Below are 21,689 nucleotides of genomic sequence, written 5' to 3' on the forward strand. Positions count from 1 at the left end.
GCTCCGGGGCACTCAGTTGGGGCCGGACCCGCCGGCGGCGGAACCGGCAAGATCGCGGCTGGTGCGGACGCGTTCGGGCTTCTTCACCTTGTCGGTGCGATAGCGCTCGACGGCAGCGGCGGCGTGGGCGGCGCTGCCCTCCGGAACGGCGGTGTCGTAGTGCGGATCGGGATCGATAATCTGCGCGGCCATCGTCTGACGGTTGGCCTCACCGAAGTTGTCCTTGCCGCCCATGTAGAACTTGCCGTCCGGCGTGGCGCAGCCGGTGACGAGCAGTGCCAGCAGGAGCGCGGGAAGCCTGCGGTCAGAAGTCATAGCCATCTCCCTTCGGCTTGGTGGTGGAAGGTTGGGCGCCTGAAGGCTCGGTCGGCGCCAGCGGCTGCGGAGCATAGGCCTGCCCGGCAAGGAAGGTGTTCAGCTCGCCGGGATCGGCGACGCGATCGGTCGGCAGGCGCACTTGCGAGGGCTTGATCGGCGCCACCAGATGCGGCGTCACTACGATCAGCAGCTCGGTCTCGCCCTTCTGGAAAGCGCTGGAGCGGAACAGCGAACCGATGATCGGCAGCGAGCCGAGAATGGGCACCTGGCTGACTGTCGTCTGGAAGTCCTTCTGGAGCAGGCCCGCAATGGCGAAACTCTCACCGTCGCGCAGTTCCAGCGTCGTGCTCGCCCTCCGCGTACGCAGGCCGGGGATCGTGATATTGCCCACGGTGATCGAGGCGGAAGGGTCGAGCGCGCTCACTTCAGGCTCGACGACGAGGCTGATCGTCTTGTCGCTAAGCACGGTGGGCGTGAAGCCCAGGCTGACGCCGAAGGGCTTGAACTCAACCGTGATCGCTTGGTTGCCGTTGCTGGAATTGCTGCTGGCCTGCGCCACCGGCACCGGAAACTCGCCGCCCGCCAGGAACGAGGCACGCTCGCCCGAGAGGGCTATCAGCGTGGGCTGGGCCAGGGTCTTGGCCATGCCCCGCGATTCCAGCGCGTTGAGCGTCGCGTCGATATCGAGCCCGCCCAACGAAAAGACCTTGCGGAAGATCCCGAAGGTATCGGTGATCGCAGCCAGTCCAAGAACGCCGGCATTGCTGGTGGAGGTTACTTGCGTCGACCCGCCGCCCGGTAAAGGAACAGTCGTTGTCGTGGTTGCATTGCCCGGAACCAGTTGTGCGCCCTTGCCGATCGCGCCCGAGAACGATCCGCCGCGCGACTGGAAGAAGGCGCTGACGCCGATCTCCTTGCCGGTCGAGCGGTTCACTTCGGCGAAGCGGACTTCGAGCATGACCTGCTGGCTGGAGCCGACCGAAAGCAGGTTGACCACTTTGTCGCCGGCGAAGGCGCGGGCCAACTGCATGGCACGGTCGGCATTGCCGGGGCTGCTGACCATGCCGGTCAGGACCACGGAGTCGTTGGAGATCCTCGCCTCGATCGGGTCGCCCGGAACGAGCTGGCGGATCTGGTCGCCCAGTGCCTCGACATCGGGGCCGACGGCCACGTCGAGGATCGAGATCACCCGCCCGCCGCCGTCGTAGAGCGTCAGGCTGGTCGTGCCCATCTTCTTGCCGAGCACGTAGATCGAGCGATCGGTGACCGGCAGGATATCGGCAATATCCGCGCTGCCGACCATGGCTTTGGCGATCGGACGGTCGGCGCTGACGACCTGACTCTTGTTGAGCGGCACGGCGAGCGTACCGGCGTGAAGGGACGGAGCAAGCGCGGCAGGACGGGCTGCCTGAGCACTGGCTTCGGAAGCGGCGAAGGCGGGCGCGGCAAGGGCGATGGCGAAAGCCATGGCACGGGCGGCGGCCCTGTTGCGATCAATAACCACTTTGCACCTCGTATTCGCTGCGTTCGTTGCCGCGGAACACGCTCATCAGCAGTCCGGCGCGGCGGGGCGCGGGCGTGTCGATCCGGGGCATCGTCAGGTTGACGCGCATCGGGGCGATACGGGCGGCGGGGACGGCAGGCGCGCTCGCACGGGGCGCGCCGATCCGATAGTTGCGGGCGGAAAGCTGCGGCGGGATCACCGTCGAGGACGAGGTGACGGTCGCATCGGCAGCATTGCGCAGCGCCAGGCTGAGAATGCCCAGCTGTTGCGAAAGCGCCAGCTTCTGCGCGCCGAGCGTGTCGACCTGAAGCGTCGCGGTCTTACCGACGGCCGGGTCGGTGCTCTTGTCGTTGGCATCGATATCGACGGCCAGGACCGGGACTGCGGCAAGCACCACGTCGGTCATCTTGTCCTGGTTGCCTGCCCCGTCACCGGGCATCTGCCGGGTGAGTAGGACGTCGACGATGTCGCCCGGCCGGACGAAGCCGCCAGCGGCGGTGGCGGCGCTGATCGGCACGGCCACGGCGAACTGGCCCTTGGGCAAGTTGGCGGACAGGGTCGGACGACCGGACAGTTTCGAGACCAGCACCGGTTCACCCCGGACGACGGCCCGTATCGTGGCCTGTCCGCCTCGTGTGGCATCGGCGATGGTCGTGAAGGCTCCGGCGGGAACCGAGATGGCGGGCCAGCCCACCAGCTTCAGGTTCTGCGCGTTGAGCACGGTGCCGAACGGAAGATCGGTGGCGGCAACGACGATGCGGGTCAGTTGTTGCTGCTGTGCGACTTGCGTCTGACGTTGCTCTACTCCGGAAAAGTAGGTATTGGCCAGAAAAGTGGCTCCGAGGCCGATCGTGACTGCGGCGCCGACGAGTAAAAGATTGCGCCCTTTTGCCATGGCACCTCTCCCAAGTTGCCCCCAGAGGAATGGCGAAGACCCCGCCGCCGGGGCGGCGGGGAACGCGGAGAGGATCAGGGGCAGCCGGCGGTGCTGCTGCAGGCCGTGATCTTGGTCGCCGCGCCGTCCATGGCGCCCTTGATCGAGGTGCCCAGCGCATAGGCGGCGGTGCCGATACCTGCCCCGACAATGGCGAGGATGAGCGCATATTCGGCTGCCGAAGCGCCGGACTGATCGGAAACGAAATCGCGGATGAATTTGGTCATGGCGGACTCCCAGTTACAGGACCTCCACTGCCGGAAACAAACCGACAGGGTTTACGGTTCGAGTTGGTGTACAGTTGTCCGAAGCAATCGCTGCGGCGTCTCGTGTCCCGACGAGAGATGTTTCGAGCCGCAACTGCGGTTCTGTGCGATCAATGCCGTACTTGTTCTGATTGGCCCCGACCGTCTTTTGCCTCTCCCCAGAGACGAGCCAATGATCCTTTTTGAACGGATCAACGTCAATCGGAAAAGCTAACCTGATTTTTCCCGATTAAATTCAGATTCTTACTAGAGGTAAACCGGTGGAACATTGGCAATATTTCGGCAAAAACAGGAAAAGTTCCACGTTTCAGCGCTTGCGGAGCTCATTTCGTCCCGGAATTGGACGGAAAATTAGGCAAAAACTAAATCAAAATGGATAGCTATACCGGGTGTCGAACGGGTTTAAGAATGAGAGTTATTCTCAGTGTATGGTTAGGTGCGTTAGGCGTCACCCGAGGCGATGCGGCAAGCTACTGATTAACGGTCATATTATTTTGGTTAGCCCCCATCTCCGTCGTCGCGAAATTTGATCGATGGGATTATTTTGATTTGCCAATTTAGTTGCGCCCTCTTTGCGTTGTGACGCCCTTCAATGGGAATAGGCCAGATCAATCTTCAAAAATACATTGGCTAGAAGAAGCCGGTTTTGTTGAAACAGGCGTTTTGAAAATCTCTGTATGAGCTGAGAAGGCAGTTCAGCACACGACTCGTAGAAAACCCAATGCGCTAACGAGAGCCGCTTTTCCAAAACTTGGTATGAGGCACAGGGTCGGTCAGTTTCCAGGATCGCCGGGGCTTTCGCCGGATGTTTTGAAAGGGCGCACTGCCGCCGGGCCGCTCAATGGAGTCGGAACGGCAGATCCCGGAAGGAACGGTCATTCGTGCGTGGGTCGCGGAATCGCTTGAGCTGGTCGCGACTGCCGGTTACCGGACAGTCCGGACCTGGGAACGCGAAATCGGCGGCTGAACGACCGGGAAGGGTCGGTCACGAAACCGCACGCCGACCCGATCGAATGCCAGCTATCTCGTTCCGCGTCTTCGAAACTGTCGTTCTGGACAGTCCAACATCCCAGCCACTCGGAGCCGCTTTGAATCTGGAGAACATCGCCTACTTTGGCGGTGCCAAGACCAGGGTCGAAGATCAGCTGTTTTGGCCCAGGCAGTGCGCAGAATCGAAATCCCAACGGCGGTGCTCCTAGACTGACCCTCACAAGGTCCCAACACGCCTGCAAGTTGGCCTTAGAACGGTGGCTCCCGCATAAACCCTTATCACGCTCAACGCCTTGACGAGAGCCCAGGGGCTTTCCATCTGACCGGGGCAAATCTGAACCATGCGAGCCAAGGATACGATGACGACAGATTCCGCTATCGCCTCTGAAACCCGCGCCTTCGAGGCGGATGTCTCCAAGCTGCTGCACATGATGGTCCATTCGGTCTATTCGGACCGGGACGTATTCCTGCGCGAGCTGATCTCGAATGCCGCCGATGCGTGCGAGAAGCTGCGCTATGAAGCGATTGGCGATCCGTCGCTTTTAGGCGACGATCCGCAGCCGAAAATCACCATCACACTGGACAAGGATGCCGGCACGCTGACCGTGGCGGACAACGGCATCGGCATGACCGCTGCCGATATGGGCGAAACGCTCGGCACCATCGCCCGTTCCGGGACCAAGGCTTTCATGGACAGGCTCTCCGCGGACAAGAACGGAGAAGGCCAGCAGCTAATCGGTCAGTTCGGCGTCGGTTTCTATTCGGCGTTCATGGTGGCGGGCAAAGTCGACGTCGTGTCGCGGCGAGCGGGTGAAAGTGATGCATCCAGCTGGTCGTCCGATGGACTTGGCACGTACACAATTGCGCCCGTAGATCCAGCGCAAGCACCTGCCCGCGGGACCAAAGTCACTCTCCATCTTCTTGATGACGCGAAAAGCTATGCGGAGCGCTACAACCTCGAGCGGATCGTCAAGGCCCAATCGGGCCATGTACCGGTCCCCATTTTCATCGAGGAAGCCGGAACCGACGAGGAAGCTCGGCAACTCGCGGACGGCTTGGCGCTGTGGACCAAGCCGAAGTCGGACATCAGCGAGGAAGATTACACCGACTTCTATCGCAGCGTGGCGGGCCAGTTCGATAAGCCCACCCTGACGCTCCATTACCGGGCAGAGGGGCGGCATGAGTATTCGGTGCTGACTTTCATTCCGGAAAGCAAGCCATTCGATCTGTTCGATCCCGATCGCAGCGGGCGCATTAAGCTTTACGTCCGGCGCGTGTTCATCACCGATGAGGCGGAGATCCTGCCGCGCTATCTGCGCTTCGTGCGCGGCCTCGTCGATTCCGCGGACCTGCCGCTCAATATGTCGCGCGAGATGATCCAGGACAGCCCCGTCCTTTCGGCAATCCAGAAGGGCGTGAGTAACCGCGTTCTTTCCGAGCTGGAGAAGCTCGCCGACGCCGAGCCCGAACGCTTTGCGGCGATCTGGGAAAACTTCGGGGCCGTGCTGAAGGAAGGTCTCTACGAAGACTTTGCACGGCGCGAGACCCTGCTCGGCCTTACCCGCTTCAAGACCACGACCTCGAACAGTGAGTGGCGCTCGCTCAAGGATTACGTTTCCGCACTGAAGGAAAACCAGACGGCAATCTACTATGCGACCGGTACCGACCTCGAACGGATCGCCGATTCCCCGCAGCTTGAGGGTTTCAAGGCACGCGGCATCGAAGTACTGCTGCTACCCGACCAGATCGACAACTTCTGGACGTCGATGGGCGCGGAATACGAAGGCAAGCCGTTCAAGTCGGTTACACAGGGTGCGGCCGATCTCAGCCTCATTCCCCTGGCGGAAGGTCGCGAGCCAGCCAAGGCCGCCGAGGATGTGACCGGGTTCATTGATTTCGCAAAGGAAGCCCTGGCAGATCATGTCTCCGACGTTCGGATTTCAGACCGCCTGACCACGAGCGCGGTTTGCATTGTCGCCCCCGACAACGCGATGGACCTCCAGCTCGAGAAGATGCTGGCGTCCGCCGGCCGTGCACCGGAGCGGGCGAAGCCTGTTCTGGAAGTCAATGCCGGGCACACGTTGATCGGTAAGCTGGCGCAGAGCAGTGCCACGAACGATGAACGGCGCGACCTTTCGTTTCTTCTCCTCGACGAAGCCCGGATCGCCGAGGGCGAAGCACCGGCCGACCCGCGGGGATTCGTGGAGCGGCTTGAGCGCTTGATGGCCAAATCTCTATAAGGCCAGCGAGGGGAGCCGCTTGGCTCCCCTCCGTCTTGCCACGCTCATCAACCAAGAAGCTTGGTGACTGAGGGTACTGTGGCTGCGCGAGGTTACTCCCGCGTCTTCGTCAGCCGCGTAAAACTTCGTCGTATATAGAACGACAGATCGATTGGCCATTGACGCCCTGGCACCAGGGAACGCGTCTCGCACGCATGCCAATAATAACGCTTCTGCAAGTCCCGATAATCCAACGGCCGGCGGATTGCGATCCACAAGCCCGACTTCCGGCCTATAAGGGTGGCCAACCACCTCAGATATCGGCTGATCAAGGTGCGCGGCCCGCCGACTGATCATTCGCACCGCTTTGCGCTACCAGTGCCGAGCAATCCGAGTGCTAGGAAATGTACTTTCTCGTTCGTTCCGCTTCGCGATGGGAGCGAAATCTGACGCTAATTTCGGTGTCGGATCGACGGATCACGGAACATGGCGGTTCGAGCAGCCCAAGGGCGACGCCGCGTGAGAACCGCGTGAGTTCGGTGCTCGTCAGCGCATAGAGAGTCAGGTCCGAGGGATCAATCTGTCTCATCCTCTTTGTCTCCACTCTGTCGCGCAAAGCCTCGGAAAAGCATACGGAGCCGTCCCGGTCGGCTCTTCCCCTCGCATCACAAATCCTTTGCACCATCGTCCAGGACTGCTTCTCCTTTGCCGTATCAGAGATCACCGTTTCGGTGGATTAGAGCTGCAAGTCCTTCGCTGCCCCCATGGACGCCGTTGCGCCCCGGCGTGGCGGGATCGGTCGCGAGTGGCACTCTGGCCTGTCGCCGCCGCTAAGGAAATTGGGAAAGACGCGACACCGACAGGCCAGCAACCAGGGTCAGGCAGCTTCGCTAACCTGATCCTTCGTCTCGCCAAGTCGAGCAGTGACCGGCTCGCCGCCGCGGATCTCGATGCGCCGCGGCTTCATCGCCTCGGGCACGACACGTTTGAGATCGACGGAAAGCAGGCCGTTTTCGAATGTGGCATTTCCGGCTTCGACGAAATCAGCAAGCTGGAACCGCCGCTCAAAAGAGCGCGCCGCAATGCCGCGATGCAGATACTCGCATTTGCTGTCGCCTTCAGCGCGCTTGCCGGTGACAATGAGCAAGTTCTGTTGAGCGACCAGTTCGATATCTTCGGGTCTAAACCCAGCGACCGCGAGCGTAATGCGGTAGCTATCCTCGCCGAGCTTCAAAATATCGAAGGGCGGATAGCCGTCCTCCTCACGCGCGCCTGCTTCGAGCAGATTGAACAACCGGTCAAAACCGACCGTCGAGCGCTGATAAGGCGTAAAGTCAAAGTTGGTTCTCATTTTTCCAAATCCTCTGTTGAGCGATCTGGGCATGAGCTACGCCGGTAGCAAAAGAGCCGGCGTTCTCCATGACCCACCGGGCCCGAACGCGGCGCCCGGCAATCGCTAGCTAATGTAGTCGAATTCCGCTTCAAGATGGGGCTCGAAGATTTTTTGCAGAACGGGATGCATCGGCGGCAACGGCGTCTCATCCCTGGCGCGACAGAATATCATTCCAGCCGCAGGACATGGTTCACCGGCCGCCATTCGGTCGGTCGGATCAGACGGTCATGGGCAATTCTGACTGAATGGAGAGCGCCCTCGATCTCGCGCCGCCAGTGGTCGAGAAAGTCGAACAGCACCGGAAAATCAGGCGCAAGATCGTATTCCTGCCAGATGAACGGTTGCAAGATCGAGGGCGCATCCGGAAGGTAGAAATGAATTTCCGCAGTCGTCAGCCCGTAACCTTCCAACTGCGCCAGAAAGCTGCGGTCCATCATTGGCGCGAGCGGATCGGATTCTCGCCTCGTTCAAGATCGCGCATTGCGGCAAGGATGTCGTCGATCGGTACGGCGCGTTTCGCACCGGGCGGTTTGCGCAAGGCGGGCTCATTTCGGACCGCGGACCGATCGGAAGCCCACGATGCGAGTATGGCACGCTTCACTTCCGGCTCCAGGCTCGGGTGATGTGCAACATCGAAGGGGTGAAGAAAACGCGAGAATGGCTGCGACATGGCCGTCTCTCCTTTCCTTGAGTCGCGGTGATCAAGTGCGCGGTGATGCCGCACACGAGATATTTTGGTGGTTCATTGAGTCGCGTCAAGATGCCAATGCAGTGGCTGCATGCCGCTCGAACGCGCGCTTTTGGCACTCGTTGGGCGGGACTGCCAAAATTTTTTTGGCACCCTCTTGAAGCGCAAAAGGGGTTTTCATAATTTGCCCGCACCTGTCGCGCAGAAGAGCGATAGGCCCATCACATCTTGTTTTGCATCTGGAGGTTTTGCCATGCATTTCCGCCCCTTGCACGACCGTGTGGTCGTCCGCCGCATTGAAGCTGAAGAGAAGACTTCAGGCGGCATCATTATCCCCGACACCGCCAAGGAAAAGCCGCAAGAAGGCGAAGTCCTCGCCGTCGGTCCTGGTACGCGCGACGATCGCGGGCAACTCGCCGAACTATCTGTCAAGGTCGGTGACCGGATCCTGTTCGGCAAATGGTCGGGGACCGAGGTCAAGATCGATGACGAGGATCTGCTCATCATGAAGGAGAGCGATATCCTTGGCGTAGTCGAAACCCAGGCTGAGCTGAAGCAGGCGGCCTGAGCACGCCTGCCGTCCCTCTAACGTTCAGGAAGGAAAAATCGGAAAGGAGTTTGGCAATGGCTGCCAAGGAAGTAAAGTTTGCGTCCGATGCGCGTGATCGCATGCTGCGCGGCGTGGATACGCTGGCCAACGCGGTGAAGGTGACGCTTGGGCCCAAGGGCCGCAACGTCGTGATCGAGAAGTCGTTCGGTGCGCCGCGCATCACCAAGGACGGCGTCACCGTCGCCAAGGAAATCGAACTCAAGGACAAGTTCGAGAACATGGGCGCGCAGATGCTGCGCGAAGTCGCCAACAAGCAGAACGACAAGGCCGGTGACGGCACCACCACCGCCACCGTTCTAGCCCAGGCGATTGTTCGTGAGGGGGCAAAAGCGGTCGCCGCGGGGATGAACCCGATGGACGTCAAGCGGGGTATCGATCTCGCCGTGAACGCCGTCGTCAACGATCTCGAAAGCCACGCCAGGAAGGTAAGCGCCAACAGCGAAATCGCGCAGGTCGCGACCATCTCGGCTAATGGCGACGAGGAAGTCGGCCGTATTCTCGCCGAGGCGATGGATAAGGTCGGCAACGAAGGCGTCATCACCGTCGAGGAGGCCAAGAGCCTCGCGACCGAACTCGAAACGGTCGAGGGCATGCAGTTCGACCGCGGCTATCTCTCGCCCTACTTCGTCACCGATGCCGAGAAGCTCAAGGTTGAGTTCGACGATCCCTATATCCTCATCCACGAGAAGAAGCTCTCGAATCTGCAGGCGCTCGTCCCGCTGCTCGAGAAGGTGGTGCAGTCGGGGCGCCCGCTACTCATCATCGCCGAGGACGTCGAAGGCGAGGCCTTGGCAACGCTGGTCGTCAACAGGCTGCGCGGCGGGCTCAAGGTCGCGGCGGTCAAGGCGCCGGGCTTCGGCGATCGGCGCAAGGCGATGCTCGAGGACATCGCCGTCCTCACCGGCGGCAATGTCGTTAGCGACGATCTCGGGATCAAGCTCGAGACCGTCGCCGTCTCGATGCTGGGTAGCGCCAAGAAGATCATCATCGACAAGGATAACACGACCGTCGTCGATGGCGCGGGCTCGCGTTCCGACATCGATGCCCGCCTCGCCCAGATCCGCTCACAGATCGAAAACACGACCAGCGATTACGACCGTGAGAAACTGCAGGAGCGTGTGGCCAAGCTCGCGGGCGGTGTGGCGGTGATCCGCGTCGGTGGTGCCACCGAGGTGGAGGTCAAAGAGCGCAAGGACCGCGTCGACGATGCACTTCATGCGACCCGTGCTGCCGTAGAGGAAGGCATCCTGCCGGGCGGCGGGATCGCACTACTGCGAGCATTGAAAGCACTTGATGGTCTCAAGGTGGCGAATGACGATCAGCAGTCAGGCATCGACATCGTTCGCCGAGCTCTTCGGGCACCCGTTAGGCAGATCGTTGACAATGCCGGCGAGGACGGCGCGTTCATCGTCGGCAAGCTGCTCGAGAGCGAGGACTACAACTGGGGTTTCAACGCTGCCACCGGCACGTACGAGGATCTGGTAAAGGCTGGCGTCATCGATCCGGCAAAGGTCGTGCGTACTGCGCTCCAGGATGCAGCGTCGGTCGCTTCGCTGCTCATCACCACCGAGGCGCTCGTGGCCGAACTGCCGAAAGAGGAGAAATCCGCCCCGATGCCGGCGATGGATTATTGACGTTAGACGGGGCCGGCGCACCAGCCGGCCCAGGAGTCTCTGATTCCATCGACAAGCAAGGGCTTCGTCGACCTCCTCTTCTGGCAGGCAGCTTGGGAACCCTGAGAGGGAAAGCTGCCCGTCCGCACCTGGGCAACAAAAATTGCCTCTGAACGCCCGGTAAGGGTCGATTCATCCTTCGCGCCCGATGCAAACCTGCGGATTTGTCAAGATATGCGGGATGATGGAGCCTGCACCTACAGAAGGCACCTCAATCTAAGATATCACAGGGGCGAGCAAATGAACTACGCTTTATGGTCGACGAAGTTTTCGTCGATATGCAACAGGCGATAGGCCGATCTCGCGGCGGAAAGCGGCATGGAAGGCGCTGTCGCTGAGGTAGCCTGCCTGTGCTGCCACGGCGCTGACGGTCGTCGTGCTTGCGGCAAGCTGGCGCGCGGCCACCCGCATTCGCCAATTGGTGGCATAGCTGACCGGCGGCATGCCGACGCGGCGCGCAAACCGCTCGGCAAAGGAAGATCGTGACAGTCCTGCTAGCGAGGCGAGTTCGTCGAGCCGCCAAGGGCGTGCCGGATCCGCATGGATGGCATGCAGCGCCTTTGCGACCGGAGGGTCCGACAGGCCGCCGAGCCAGCTGGGGACCTCCGTCCTGGCACCGAGCTGGCTGCGAAGGGCTTGCACGAAGAGCAGGCGGATCATGTCGTTACACGCGGCTCGCGCGCCGGGTAGATTGCTTCGCCACTCGGCGTCGAGTTGGGCGATCAACCATCCCATCGGCGTTGTGGAGGCCTGCTCCGCGTCGATCAGCAACAGGCCAGGTAGCAGCGGCAGCAGCAAGTCCGCCTGGGCGTCGTCAAAGTTCACGCTCCCGCCGAGGATCTCTGTTTCCGCAGCCGCTCCTACCTGGCCACGAGTGGCATCATCCTCGAACACTAGCGATGCATCGATCGGCTGCAATGTCGGGTCGCTGGCCAGTACAAAGGGTGTGGCCGCCACCATGAAGCAACTTCCGGCCGACAACTGCCGGACGGAGCCTTCAGCCAAAATCCAGCAGGTGCCGGAGCGAACGACGTTGAACTTGACGTGCGTGGGCGAGAACCGCAGCGCCCATGCACCGCCCGCGGTGAAACGGACGGTGCATGCCGCGCGCGCTTGCACCAGACCAAGCACATCGGACAAGGGGTCTGCCGGCGCTTCCTGGACGATCACGACATGATTTCGGATGAATGAGGGTCGATCATCCGATCGCCTTACTTCAGAAATTGGCTCATGACGAGCTTGCAAGAACCCATCGGATCGCCCTTCGGCGCCGCCTCCACCGCTGGCGATGTACTCGCCGGCCTCGACCTTTCCGGCCGCACCGCCATTGTCACCGGCGGCTATTCCGGCCTCGGCCTTGTTACGACAAAAGCGCTCTGCAGTGCGGGCGCAGAGGTGATCGTGCCTGCGCGCGACCTTGAACGGGCCGAAGCCGCGCTCGCGGGTATCGAGCGGGTGGAAATCGCGCCCATGGACCTGATCGACGCAGCATCGGTTGCCGATTTTGCCAGTGCCTTCATCGCTCGCAGGCAGCCGCTTCACCTGCTGATCAACAGCGCAGGCATCATGGCCACACCCTTGCGGCGCGACGCGGCCGGCCATGAGGCGCAGTTCGCGACAAACCATCTCGGCCATTTCCGACTTACCTGCCATCTCTGGCCGGCCTTGGCGCGCGAGGGTGCCCGCGTCGTTGCCGTATCCTCGCGCGGACACCAGATTGCGGGTGTCGATTTCGAGGACATCGATTTCGAACGCCGCGCCTATGACAAATGGGCAGCCTACGGACAGTCCAAGACGGCTAACGTCCTGTTCGCCCGTGCTCTGGACCAGAGGGGCGAGGAGCAGGGAGTTCGCGCCTTCTCGCTGCACCCCGGACAGATCATTACCGATCTGGCACGGCATCTCTCGAAAGAGGAAATGGCAGGGTTCGATGCATTCGACGCGCAAGGCATGCCGATCATCGACCCTGCACGCGGCATGAAGACCGTTGAGCAAGGCGCGGCAACGGCCCTTTGGTGCGCTACGAGCCCGCTTCTTGAGGGCATGGGCGGCGTCTATTGCGAGGATTGCGACATCGCTGGCATCAATGCCGAAGAAACCGGCCGCAAAGGCGTGGCGCCTTGGGCTATCGACGATGAAGCCGCAGAGCGTCTCTGGTCAGTCTCCTCGCGATGGACGGGGTGTTCTTTCTAGACAATCGCAAAGCGATATTCGTAGGAATGGTAGTATCGTCGGGCGCGCGCAGCGGCTCTCACTCCAGCATTGGCACCTGGATCATCTGTTCCTCATGCTCGCTGCGCACGTTTCCACGGCTCGTTCTCGCCGTGGGCCGCGCGTCGCGATCATCTTGTCGACGTCTCGCGGCGGTAGGCGCTGGGTGTCATCTTGGCGGACTTGCGGAAGCTGGCGCTAACAGGTCGCGGAAAAAGGAACTTCCCTTGAGGCCGTTGAGGTGATTCAAGTCGCCTCGACCGAGGTTGAAGGATTGAAGATGCGCGGCGGCGATCACCGGAGCGAAGGGCTGTTTTCTTACGTGAGCTGCGAAGCTCGGGTACCGGCGGATCATCCGCTGCGGGCAATCCGTGCAATTGTCGACGAGGCGTTTGAGGTGATGTCGGGGGATTTCGACGCGATGTACTCGCGTATTGGCCGGCCGTCGATCCCGCCCGAGAAGCTGCTGCGTGCGCTGCTGCTGCAGGCCTTCTATACGATCCGCTCGGAACGCCAGCTGATGGAGCAGATGGATTACAATCTGCTTTTCCGCTGGTTCGTAGGGCTGGCGATGGATGCGCCGATCTGGGATGTGACGGTCTTCACCAAGAACCGCGAGAGGCTGCTTGGCGGCGATATCGCCGCCAAGTTTCTGTCCGCGATCGTAGGGCAATCGCGCGTGCAGGCGCTGCTGTCAGACGACCACTTCTCGGTGGACGGTACGCTGATCGAAGCCTGGGCGAGCATAAAGAGCTTCAGGCCCAAGGATGACACCGCCTCGGACGGTGACGACGACGACAGCGCTTCGGGTACCGGACAAAACGGTCACGCCAAGGCCAAGGGGCGCAATGCTGAGCGCGATTTCCATGGCGAGAAGTGGAGCAACCTCACCCACGCCTCAACCACCGATCCTGATGCCCGGCTATTCAAGAAGGCACGCGGTCAGGCCGCGAAGCTGTGCCACATGGCCCATGTCCTCATGGAAAACCGGCACGGTCTGGTTGTGGATGCAACGCTCACCCATGCCACGGGCACGGCCGAACGGGAGGCCGCGCTGACCATGCTTAGCCGTATGAAGGGGCGTCATCGCATCACGCTGGCGGCAGACAAAGCCTACGATACCGTCCACTTCGTCGCCGCGTTGCGCGAGATCGGAGTTACCCCGCACGTGGCACAGAACGTCAATGGCAGGCGCTCCGCCATTGATGGGCGCACCACCCGCCACCCTGGTTACGCGGTTTCTCAGCGGATCAGGAAACGGATCGAAGAGGTCTTTGGCTGGGCCAAGACCAGCGGAAACCTGCGCAAGACCCGACATCGAGGGCAAGCCCGCGTGGGGTGGAACTTCACATTGACCGCTGCGGCTTACAATCTCATCAGGCTACCAAAGCTGCTGGTGGCAGCATAACTGTGCCCGAAATCCGCAGAAAGAAGGGTCCTGGCAAGCGCGGCAGTCAACAGATACCGATGACACCACCCCGTTGGCGCTAAACCTAATCAAAATCAGGCGCTCAAACGGTCCGAAACTGACTTTTTCCGCGGCGTGCTAAACGCCGAGGGGGTCTCAAACCCCACCTCGAGCGCGATCGCGATGATCGGTAACCCGGTGTGGGCCAGCAGCTCCCGGGCGCGGTTCATGCGCAAGGACGTGAGCCATTCATGCGGCGTCATCCCGGTCGCCAGCCGGAACGAGGTGGCAAAATGGAAGCGGCTCAGTTCGACGATCCCGGCTAGTTCGTCGAGGCTGATCGCGTGGTCGAGATGGGCGATCATGTAATCGTTGATCCGCCGGACCTGCCAATCCGCCAAACCCCGTCGCGGTGCGACAGCCTGTGCGGCGCCGAAGCTGGAGTGCGCGCGGATCAGCTGGGTGCACAGAAGATCCACCGCTTGCTCCACGAACAGCGAGGCCCCGGCATCGGACGAGGCTGCTTCCTTGCCGAGGATCGCCATGATCTGCGCCGACGTCGGATCATCGAAGCAGTTCCGGCCGATCAGTTCGACGCGGTGTGGCACGGCCATCGCTTCCGCCGCCGACTGAAGCCGCCAATCCGGCAGGTAAACGTGCGAAACCTGGATCGGCCCTTCGACATCCCAGCGCCCGTCCTCGCCCTCCGGAATGAGGGTGATCGATCCTCGGCGCGTGCGCGATTCCACGCGCTTGCTGCCCTGCCGCCAGGTCGCCTGCTGGGCAGTGCCGTAGTACGTCATGACAACGTGGGTATCCAAGCCCGGAAGCGCTGCGTGGAGCGCGCCGTGGGTCCAGGGCCGGGTGAGCCGGGTGCCGCCGCGCAAATCCTGGTCGGCCAGCACCGGCGGCGTATCGAGGATATGCTCCATCTCCGCGCGTGTGGACGCGCGTTCGCCTGCTGACGGAACATTCGCTGTCTCGGACGGGGAAGCGGCCATCGTTCATCCTCGGCGTGTCGCCTGACACTATCCGAACGCCGTTCTGCATCAACCGCAATCTGGCGACAGTCGCCGCAACCCCGCGACAGAAGCGAACCGGGCAATCCCGTACATCTCTTCTCACAGGAGGCGCATGCTGCGCCCGACAGGAGGACAAGATGGACAGGAAGAAGATCACGATCATCGGTGGCACCGGCCTTGTCGGTGCGAAGCTGGCCCGGCTGCTCGGGGTGGCAGGGCACGAGGTCGTCGCGGCCTCACCCGGCACCGGGGTCAACAGCGTCACCGGCCTGGGGCTCGACGAGGCGCTGGCCGGCGCCGACATCCTCGTGGACGTATCGAATGCCATGTCGTTCGATCCCGCCGAGGTGCGCGCTTTCTTCGACGCCTCGGGCCGGAACCTCATCCGCGCGGCCGCTGCTGCCGGCGTGAAGCACCATGTGGTTCTATCCATTGTCGGTGCCGACCGCATGCCCGGCAACGGCTATTTCGACGGCAAGCTCATCCAGGAGCGGATAGCCGCCGGTTCCGGGCTGCCTTACACCATCGTGCGCTCGGCCCAGTTCTTCGAATTCCTGGCCGCCATCGCCGACGGATACACCGCCGATGGTGTCGTAAGGGTGAGCGGCGCGCAGTTTCAGCCGATCGCTGCCGACGATGTCGCCGCGAACCTCGCCTCGATCGCGCTGGAGGCACCTGTAAACGGCATCGTCGAGATCGCCGGGCCGGAACGCAGGCCCTTCGATCTCATCATCGGCCGCTATCTCAAGATGCGGGGCGATGCTCGCCGCGTCGAACGGGATCCCGATGCCGACTATTTCGGAGGCCGCGTCGACGATCTCTCGCTCGTCCCGCTCGGTCTCCATCGGCAGGGCAAGCAGGATCTCACCACCTGGATGAGCGCGCAGGCCATACCCACCGCCTGATGCCGCCCGAACTCTTCACAATCCGCTCGTGAAAGGACAGTCCCATGAAAACCCTGATTTCCACGCTCGCCATCGCCGCCGCCTTCGCGGCACTTACCCCAGTCGCCCACGCGCAGGCGCACGCCCACGATCACGCGGCGGCCCGGGAGACGGCTCCCTCACCATCGGGCGTCAAGGCGACGCTCGTCTACCAGCATGCGATCCCGGACGTCCCCGGCAAGAGCGTCAAGGGCGTACTCGTCGAGTATCAGCCGGGCGGCTCCAACGGATCGCATGTCCACGCGCGCTCGGCGCTCATCTATGCCACCGTCATCCAGGGCGCCGTCGTCAGTCAGGTGAATGGCGGGGAGATCCGCACCTTCAAGACCGGCGAGAACTTCACCGAACTGCCCGGCGACTTCCACAACATCAGCGCCAACGCCAGCAAGACCGAGCCGGCCAAGCTGCTCGCGGTCTTCATCGTCGACACTGACGATGCCGTCCTGACGACACCAGCAAAGCAGAACTGACCCGCACTCCCACCATCACGACACCGAGACATAGAAAGGATATGTCATGAACCGCCTGAACTGGTTTGAAATCGCTCCCGACGGCGCAAAGGCCTTGATGGGCGTCCACCACTACATCACCAAAGGCACCAGCCTGCCGGAGGAGCTCATCCACCTCGTGTTCCTGCGCGTATCCCAGATCAACGGCTGCGCCCACTGCATCGATCTGCATACCCGCGATCTGCTCAAGACCATGCCGATCGACACAGTGGTGCTGGTGCCGGTGTGGGACGAGGTTCCTCATCTCTTCAGCGACCAGTATCGAGCCGCACTGGCGTGGGCCGAGGAAGTGACCAACCTCAGTGAAACCCATTCATCGGATGAGGCTTATGCAGCAGTCGCGGAGGTGTTTGAGGCGAAGGATCTCGTCGATCTTACATTAGTGATTGCCGCTATGAATGCCTTCAATCGGCTCGGCGCGCCGTTTCGCCTTCCCGTCGCCGCAAAGCCCTGATCCTGAAGGAAGGTTCAGGTCTTCGCATTGACTGACAGCAGATTAATCGAAACGCGAGAAGTTAAATGGTGGGAGGCAAGCCGCTCTTCCACCATTTTCTCTCAATTGGCGCACATTCCGAGCAAGGTTTTGTCAAAGAAGCTTGATCAACAGGTTCCAGTTGGGATGGGATATCTTTGGCGCCAGGCAATAGACTACTTCGGCCGGCCGCCTCTCAATAGCTGACGTTCCGCAGGTGGAGATTGCAAGTCTGGCGCTGAATGACCGGGAAGGGTCGCGACCCGCCGTAAGCGCCCTGCCCAGCTTACCTCAAGATTCCGCCGACAGAGCCCCCGTTCAGCCCCTCATATGAGCGCCCCCCGAAGCGGCCGTACATTCACCGAGGGATCAGATACGCTGAACGGCCGGCGATGGGACTTGTACGAACATGACGTATTTGCGGGAGCGGTGGCCGTTGGCCAGGTGCACGGGATACTGGAAGGTTGGTTGCCCCCCGATAAGATGAAGAACGGGCTCACGATTTTGGACCGGGCCCAGCATCATACGGAGGACAACCGTGGATCAGCATATAGTTTTTGAGCATGATCGGCATCGCCGCTGGTCCGCATCAGCGCCCTCCAGGCCCTGCGGCACAATGGGCCAAAGCCGGAGCGGCAACCGGCCCGCATCAAGCAAACGAAACGTTTCCCACTTATTGCAAATGCGTCTCAAATACTTCAATGCCCCCCGCGACAAATATCGTAGGGAGCAACACTTTGGCCGCAACACGCATTCACGTGCTTTCGAAGAACGCTCTTTGCCGAGCGGGCCTCATCGCTGCGGCCATCACGGCCTCAATCCCGATTACAACCGCAGCGCAGACTGCCGACGAGAAACCAGGGGTGCGTGCCGACGAGATTGTGGTGACGGCGGACCGGCGGGATACCTTCAGCGCCGACTACGTGCAGGCGGGCACGTTCCGTGATTCTTTGCTGCGCGATACGCCGCTGACGATTGCGGTCATGACCAAGGACCTGCTCGAAACCCAGCAGGCGCGCGGACTGATCGACGCCGTCCGCAACACGCCGGGCGTCACGCAGGCGCAGATCAATACCGCGATCTACAGTAACCTCGCCATTCGCGGGATCGTCCTCAACAACTTCACCAACGTGCGCTGGAACGGCGTGCTGCCGATCGTCAACCTGATCGAGCAGCCCATCGAGAGCAAGGACCGTATCGAAGTGCTCAAGGGCGCAGCGGGGCTCTACTACGGGTTCGCAACGCCGTCCGGCATCGTCAACCTGGTGACCGAGCGGCCGACCGCCGCGCCTGTGACCCGCTTCGATGTCCAGGGCGACAGCAACGGATCGGTCGGCGCGGGCTTCGACATCGGGCGCAGCTTCGGCTCGGCGGGCCTACGCGTGAACGCCGGAACCTCGATCATCGAGACCGGCCTCAAGCGCAGCGAGGGCATTCGCCGCTTTGCCTCAGGGTCGTTCGACTGGCGCCCAGCCGACGGGCTCGAAATCCTCCTCGACGCCGAATACAATTACAAGTCCGTCACCGAGCCGACCGAATTCAGCCTGCCGGCTGCGGTGAACGGCGTCATCGCGATACCGCCGCTGCAATCGCCGTCGAAGAACCTCGGCGCGGCCTGGATGCAAGGGCGCGGCTGGGAAACCAACCTGCTGGCCCGCGTCAACTACGACCTGACGCCCGATTGGCGCATTTCCGCCGCGATCGGACAATCCTACCTGTCCCGCAGCCGAGCCTATTCCTCGTTCGGCGGTTACAATCTGTCGACCGGTGACGGCACCGTGACGGTCGCGATGACGGACGGCAACGACTACAAGAACGTGATCTATCGCGGCGATCTTTCCGGCAAGTTCCGCACCGGACCGATCGAGCACAACCTGCTGCTCGGCGTGTCGTTCTATACCCGCGCCAGCAATGTGCCGACCGCCGTGCGCTATAGCTTCGCGCAGAACCTCTATGATCCGGTGGTGATCCCGCGCCAGCCGACCCCGCCCCGGATCATCGCCAACCCCTCGCGTGTCGAAGACCTCGGGCTCTACATCTTCGACCGGGTATCGCTTGGCGACTGGCTGCAAGCGACCGTCGGCTATCGCAAGACCGACTACAGCGACGTCAGTCGCACCACGAGTTACAAGATCAAGCCGGGCACCTGGACTTACGGGGTCATGGTGAAGCCGATCAGTTGGGCCAACATCTACGCCAACTACATCGAAGGGCTGGAGCCCGGCCCCATCGCCCAACAGATCGCGAACAACGCAGGCGAAATCCTGCCTGCCGCGATCAGCAAGCAGAAAGAAGTCGGCGTCAAGATCGAACCGATCCGGGGCCTGCTCGCAACCGGTGCCTACTTCCACATCAAGCGGCCTTCGGCCTACCTCAACAGCGCGAACTTCTTCGTCCAGGATGCCGAAGCCGCATACGAAGGGGCCGAGTTCAGCCTAGTCGGCGAGGTGGTGCCCAACCTGTCGATCGCCGCGAGCGCCATGTATCTCGACGCCATGCAGAAGTCCGGCAACGCGTCGGTGGTCGGCAAGCTGATCGAGAACGTGTCCAAGTACTCCGGATCGCTCTTCCTCGAATACCACGTGCCGATGGTCCAGGACTTGCGGGTTTCTGCGGGCATGTTCCATGTCGGGCGCAGGGCCGTGAATGCGCTCAACCAGGGCTTCGTCCCGGGCTACGAGACGTTCGACCTTGGCGCGAGCTACACGTTCGATCTTCTTGGAAACCGCACCACGGCGCGCATTTACGGAGAGAATGTCACGGGCAAGCGCTACTGGGCATCCACCGGATCGAGCCTGCTCGCACAAGGCCTTCCAGCCACGGTCAGGATCAGCCTCTCCACGCAGATTCCGTGAGGGGCAAAGTGAGTGACGGGATCGGCGCCGAAGACCGACCCGTCAGGAAGGAGCGGACGGGAACGTGATCCGGACCGTAAGGCCGTGAGAATGCTCCGGTATGGTCCAGGCCGCGTCGTGCAGGGCCGCGATCGCCGCCACCAGTGCCAGGCCAAGGCCCGAGCCTTCGGTATGGCGACTGGCATCGAGGCGATAGAACCGCCGGAAGACTTTGGCGCGCTCCAATGCCGGGATGCCCTGCCCGGTATCGGACACCTCGGCCACGACGCCGCCATCGTCCACGAAGAGCCGCGAAGTGATCATCGTTCCGGTGGGCGTGTGGACGATGGCGTTCTCCACCAGATTGGTGAAGAGCTGCGCCAGCAGTTCACAGTCGCCGTCCACTACGATGCCCGGTGCATGGTCGGCAAGATAGGTATGCTCCGCATCCTCGGCCACGGGGGCATAGGCCTGCTGAACGCGGTCCATCAGTTCGCTGAGATCGACCCGCGTGAAGCGCCTGCGGCCAACCCCGCCTTCCAGCGCGCCGATCCGCAGCAGGGCCTGGAAAGTCGCGAGGATACCCGAGGTCTGCTCAAGGGCATCGTCGATCATCGCCGGTTCGACCTCGGAGCTATCCTGCATCTGTTCAAGCCGCTGGTGCAGGCGGCTTAGCGGCGTGCGCAAGTCATGGGCAATGTCGGTCGAAACCTGTCGCAAGGCCTCCATCGCCGCCGCATTGCGATCGAGCATCCGGTTCAGGTTCCGCGCCAGCTCGTCGAATTCCGGGCCGAGGCCGATCATCGGCAGGCGCTCAGCACGGTCGCCCTCGACGATGCGATCGACTGCGCGGTTTACCCGGTCGAGACGGCGCAGGAATAGCCTGCCGGTAAGGTATCCGCCCAGCAGCGCGAATAGGGTGATGCCAACCCCGCTGAACAGCGTAAATCGGCCGAGCCGGTGGCGCAGCATCTGGACATCGTAATTGTCGCTGGCCACGACAAGCCTCAGTCCGTCAGGCAGCTGCGCGCCTAGCGTCGTCATGCTTTCCTGGCGCGTGCCTTGCTGGCCCGGTGCGGGCTCCGTTACGTTGACCGTACTCCAGCCGTCCTCCATTGCCTCCGCGGGAAGATCGCCGAACAGGCGGCGGCCTTCGGCATCCAGCAAAAGGTAGCGATAGGGCGCCTCGGGACGAACCCCTGCATGTCGCGCCATCGCATCGGTCAGCCCGGATTGCCCGAGTTGCGCGTATTCGCTCTTAAGCACGATCATCTCTGCCTGGAGGCCGCCGTTCGTCGCTTCGGCGGCATAACGCCCGATCTGCTGTTCGACGACGATCAGCAGCGCGGCCGCACCGATAGCGAACACGCCGGCAAGAAGCAGCGTAAAACGGAAAGCCGCGCTGCGAATCGGGCCAGATGCCCGGCGCTCAGGCGTCACCAATACGATACCCCGCACCTCGCACCGTCTGGATCAGTTCCTTGCCGAACCGGCGATCCACTTTCGCGCGCAATCGGCTCATGTGGCTTTCGATGACATTGGTCTTGGGGTCGAAGTGAAATGACCAGACGTTTTCCAGCAGCATCGCCCGTGTAACCACCGCGCCCGCGTGGAGCATCAGGTATTCCAGCAATTTGAGTTCCTGCTGCTGCAGGTCGATGCGCTGGCCGCCGCGCATCACGGTCCGCTTCACC

Annotated in this window: 20 protein-coding genes; 9 read left to right on the forward strand and 11 right to left on the reverse strand. The window is 61.9% G+C overall.

Annotated elements, in window-relative coordinates; genetic code table 11:
- Window positions 1–12 precede the first annotated feature (12 nt).
- From ACZ1II_RS07210 to ACZ1II_RS07225, 4 genes are all read right to left on the reverse strand, one after another.
- The gene (locus ACZ1II_RS07210) at window positions 13–315 is read right to left on the reverse strand and encodes a hypothetical protein (RefSeq protein WP_465143736.1); all 303 of its coding nucleotides are present in this window, start codon (window positions 313–315) and stop codon (window positions 13–15) included.
- Entirely contained in the window at window positions 305–1,822 is a 1,518-nt protein-coding gene (locus ACZ1II_RS07215) for a type II and III secretion system protein family protein (RefSeq protein WP_465143737.1), read from the reverse strand. The genes ACZ1II_RS07210 and ACZ1II_RS07215 overlap by 11 nt, the downstream gene beginning before the upstream one ends.
- Complete coding sequence (gene cpaB, locus ACZ1II_RS07220) at window positions 1,812–2,717, reverse strand: Flp pilus assembly protein CpaB (RefSeq protein WP_465143738.1); 906 nt, start codon at window positions 2,715–2,717, stop codon at window positions 1,812–1,814. Before cpaB ends, ACZ1II_RS07215 begins: the two co-directional genes overlap by 11 nt.
- A 74-nt stretch (window positions 2,718–2,791) precedes the next feature.
- The gene (locus ACZ1II_RS07225) at window positions 2,792–2,983 is read right to left on the reverse strand and encodes a Flp family type IVb pilin (RefSeq protein ID WP_465143739.1); all 192 of its coding nucleotides are present in this window, start codon (window positions 2,981–2,983) and stop codon (window positions 2,792–2,794) included.
- 1,388 nt (window positions 2,984–4,371) lie between these two features.
- Here ACZ1II_RS07225 and htpG point away from each other — a divergent pair.
- The gene (htpG, locus tag ACZ1II_RS07230) at window positions 4,372–6,252 is read left to right on the forward strand and encodes a molecular chaperone HtpG (protein WP_465143740.1); all 1,881 of its coding nucleotides are present in this window, start codon (window positions 4,372–4,374) and stop codon (window positions 6,250–6,252) included.
- A gap of 856 nt (window positions 6,253–7,108) precedes the next feature.
- Here the strand turns inward: htpG and ACZ1II_RS07235 are convergent.
- The 3 genes from ACZ1II_RS07235 to ACZ1II_RS07245 all read right to left on the reverse strand — a co-directional run bounded on the left by ACZ1II_RS07235 (window position 7,109) and on the right by ACZ1II_RS07245 (window position 8,294).
- Complete coding sequence (locus ACZ1II_RS07235) at window positions 7,109–7,582, reverse strand: Hsp20 family protein (RefSeq protein WP_465143741.1); 474 nt, start codon at window positions 7,580–7,582, stop codon at window positions 7,109–7,111.
- 209 nt (window positions 7,583–7,791) lie between these two features.
- The gene (locus ACZ1II_RS07240; RefSeq protein WP_334185462.1) at window positions 7,792–8,061 is read right to left on the reverse strand and encodes an usg protein; all 270 of its coding nucleotides are present in this window, start codon (window positions 8,059–8,061) and stop codon (window positions 7,792–7,794) included.
- Window positions 8,058–8,294, reverse strand: coding sequence for a hypothetical protein (locus ACZ1II_RS07245; protein ID WP_054436085.1), 237 nt, complete (start codon window positions 8,292–8,294; stop codon window positions 8,058–8,060). The genes ACZ1II_RS07240 and ACZ1II_RS07245 overlap by 4 nt, the downstream gene beginning before the upstream one ends.
- Window positions 8,295–8,565: 271 nt before the next feature.
- On the opposite strand from ACZ1II_RS07245, the gene groES reads away from it, so the two are divergent.
- On the forward strand, window positions 8,566–8,880 hold the full coding sequence (gene groES, locus ACZ1II_RS07250; RefSeq protein ID WP_054436084.1) for a co-chaperone GroES: 315 nt from the start codon (window positions 8,566–8,568) through the stop codon (window positions 8,878–8,880).
- A gap of 56 nt (window positions 8,881–8,936) precedes the next feature.
- Window positions 8,937–10,556, forward strand: coding sequence for a chaperonin GroEL (gene groL / locus ACZ1II_RS07255; RefSeq protein ID WP_054436083.1), 1,620 nt, complete (start codon window positions 8,937–8,939; stop codon window positions 10,554–10,556).
- Between the two features lie 291 nt (window positions 10,557–10,847).
- Here groL and ACZ1II_RS07260 read toward each other — a convergent pair whose 3' ends face one another.
- Complete coding sequence (locus ACZ1II_RS07260; RefSeq protein ID WP_465143742.1) at window positions 10,848–11,765, reverse strand: AraC family transcriptional regulator; 918 nt, start codon at window positions 11,763–11,765, stop codon at window positions 10,848–10,850.
- Window positions 11,766–11,825: 60 nt separating this feature from the next.
- On the opposite strand from ACZ1II_RS07260, the gene ACZ1II_RS07265 reads away from it, so the two are divergent.
- Together ACZ1II_RS07265 and ACZ1II_RS07270 are read left to right on the forward strand one after the other, a co-directional pair.
- A complete protein-coding gene (locus ACZ1II_RS07265) occupies window positions 11,826–12,788 on the forward strand; it encodes an oxidoreductase (protein ID WP_465143743.1) in 963 nt (320 codons plus the stop codon).
- A 298-nt stretch (window positions 12,789–13,086) separates the two neighbouring features.
- Window positions 13,087–14,214: an IS5 family transposase gene (locus ACZ1II_RS07270; RefSeq protein ID WP_465144525.1), complete on the forward strand. Its 1,128-nt coding sequence runs from the start codon at window positions 13,087–13,089 to the stop codon at window positions 14,212–14,214.
- A 95-nt stretch (window positions 14,215–14,309) separates the two neighbouring features.
- Here ACZ1II_RS07270 and ACZ1II_RS07275 read toward each other — a convergent pair whose 3' ends face one another.
- Window positions 14,310–15,215 (reverse strand): helix-turn-helix domain-containing protein, encoded by a 906-nt coding sequence (locus ACZ1II_RS07275; protein WP_465143744.1) that lies wholly within the window; start codon window positions 15,213–15,215, stop codon window positions 14,310–14,312.
- A 158-nt stretch (window positions 15,216–15,373) separates the two neighbouring features.
- Here ACZ1II_RS07275 and ACZ1II_RS07280 point away from each other — a divergent pair, with 158 nt between their 5' ends.
- From ACZ1II_RS07280 to ACZ1II_RS07295, 4 genes are all read left to right on the forward strand, one after another.
- Window positions 15,374–16,141 carry an SDR family oxidoreductase gene (locus ACZ1II_RS07280; RefSeq protein WP_465143745.1) on the forward strand — a complete coding sequence of 256 codons (768 nt, stop codon included), beginning with the start codon at window positions 15,374–15,376 and terminating at the stop codon, window positions 16,139–16,141.
- A 44-nt stretch (window positions 16,142–16,185) separates the two neighbouring features.
- Complete coding sequence (locus ACZ1II_RS07285; protein WP_054436080.1) at window positions 16,186–16,650, forward strand: cupin domain-containing protein; 465 nt, start codon at window positions 16,186–16,188, stop codon at window positions 16,648–16,650.
- Between the two features lie 46 nt (window positions 16,651–16,696).
- A complete protein-coding gene (locus ACZ1II_RS07290) occupies window positions 16,697–17,143 on the forward strand; it encodes a carboxymuconolactone decarboxylase family protein (protein WP_465143746.1) in 447 nt (148 codons plus the stop codon).
- An 881-nt stretch (window positions 17,144–18,024) separates the two neighbouring features.
- Complete coding sequence (locus tag ACZ1II_RS07295) at window positions 18,025–20,016, forward strand: TonB-dependent siderophore receptor (protein ID WP_465143747.1); 1,992 nt, start codon at window positions 18,025–18,027, stop codon at window positions 20,014–20,016.
- Window positions 20,017–20,058: 42 nt separating this feature from the next.
- Here the strand turns inward: ACZ1II_RS07295 and ACZ1II_RS07300 are convergent, their stop codons facing one another.
- On the reverse strand, window positions 20,059–21,363 hold the full coding sequence (locus ACZ1II_RS07300; RefSeq protein ID WP_465143748.1) for a sensor histidine kinase: 1,305 nt from the start codon (window positions 21,361–21,363) through the stop codon (window positions 20,059–20,061).
- Window positions 21,364–21,424: 61 nt separating this feature from the next.
- A complete protein-coding gene (locus tag ACZ1II_RS07305) occupies window positions 21,425–21,688 on the reverse strand; it encodes a winged helix-turn-helix domain-containing protein (protein ID WP_465143749.1) in 264 nt (87 codons plus the stop codon).
- Window position 21,689: the final 1 nt, after the last annotated feature.

The sequence above is a fragment of the Novosphingobium sp. BL-S-20 genome (genome assembly GCF_055521635.1).

Excerpts from the sequence above, each read along its gene's own strand:
- ACZ1II_RS07240 (WP_334185462.1), bottom strand. The coding sequence starts at position 8,061 with ATGATGGACCGCAGCTTTCTGGCGCAGTTGGAAGGTTACGGGCTGACG.
- ACZ1II_RS07235 (WP_465143741.1), bottom strand. The coding sequence starts at position 7,582 with ATGAGAACCAACTTTGACTTTACGCCTTATCAGCGCTCGACGGTCGGT.
- cpaB (WP_465143738.1), bottom strand. The coding sequence starts at position 2,717 with ATGGCAAAAGGGCGCAATCTTTTACTCGTCGGCGCCGCAGTCACGATC.
- ACZ1II_RS07245 (WP_054436085.1), bottom strand. The coding sequence starts at position 8,294 with ATGTCGCAGCCATTCTCGCGTTTTCTTCACCCCTTCGATGTTGCACAT.
- groES (WP_054436084.1), top strand. The coding sequence starts at position 8,566 with ATGCATTTCCGCCCCTTGCACGACCGTGTGGTCGTCCGCCGCATTGAA.
- ACZ1II_RS07270 (WP_465144525.1), top strand. The coding sequence starts at position 13,087 with ATGCGCGGCGGCGATCACCGGAGCGAAGGGCTGTTTTCTTACGTGAGC.
- ACZ1II_RS07280 (WP_465143745.1), top strand. The coding sequence starts at position 15,374 with ATGGACAGGAAGAAGATCACGATCATCGGTGGCACCGGCCTTGTCGGT.
- ACZ1II_RS07225 (WP_465143739.1), bottom strand. The coding sequence starts at position 2,983 with ATGACCAAATTCATCCGCGATTTCGTTTCCGATCAGTCCGGCGCTTCG.
- ACZ1II_RS07265 (WP_465143743.1), top strand. The coding sequence starts at position 11,826 with ATGACGAGCTTGCAAGAACCCATCGGATCGCCCTTCGGCGCCGCCTCC.
- ACZ1II_RS07275 (WP_465143744.1), bottom strand. The coding sequence starts at position 15,215 with ATGGCCGCTTCCCCGTCCGAGACAGCGAATGTTCCGTCAGCAGGCGAA.
- ACZ1II_RS07210 (WP_465143736.1), bottom strand. The coding sequence starts at position 315 with ATGACTTCTGACCGCAGGCTTCCCGCGCTCCTGCTGGCACTGCTCGTC.
- ACZ1II_RS07290 (WP_465143746.1), top strand. The coding sequence starts at position 16,697 with ATGAACCGCCTGAACTGGTTTGAAATCGCTCCCGACGGCGCAAAGGCC.
- htpG (WP_465143740.1), top strand. The coding sequence starts at position 4,372 with ATGACGACAGATTCCGCTATCGCCTCTGAAACCCGCGCCTTCGAGGCG.
- ACZ1II_RS07285 (WP_054436080.1), top strand. The coding sequence starts at position 16,186 with ATGAAAACCCTGATTTCCACGCTCGCCATCGCCGCCGCCTTCGCGGCA.
- groL (WP_054436083.1), top strand. The coding sequence starts at position 8,937 with ATGGCTGCCAAGGAAGTAAAGTTTGCGTCCGATGCGCGTGATCGCATG.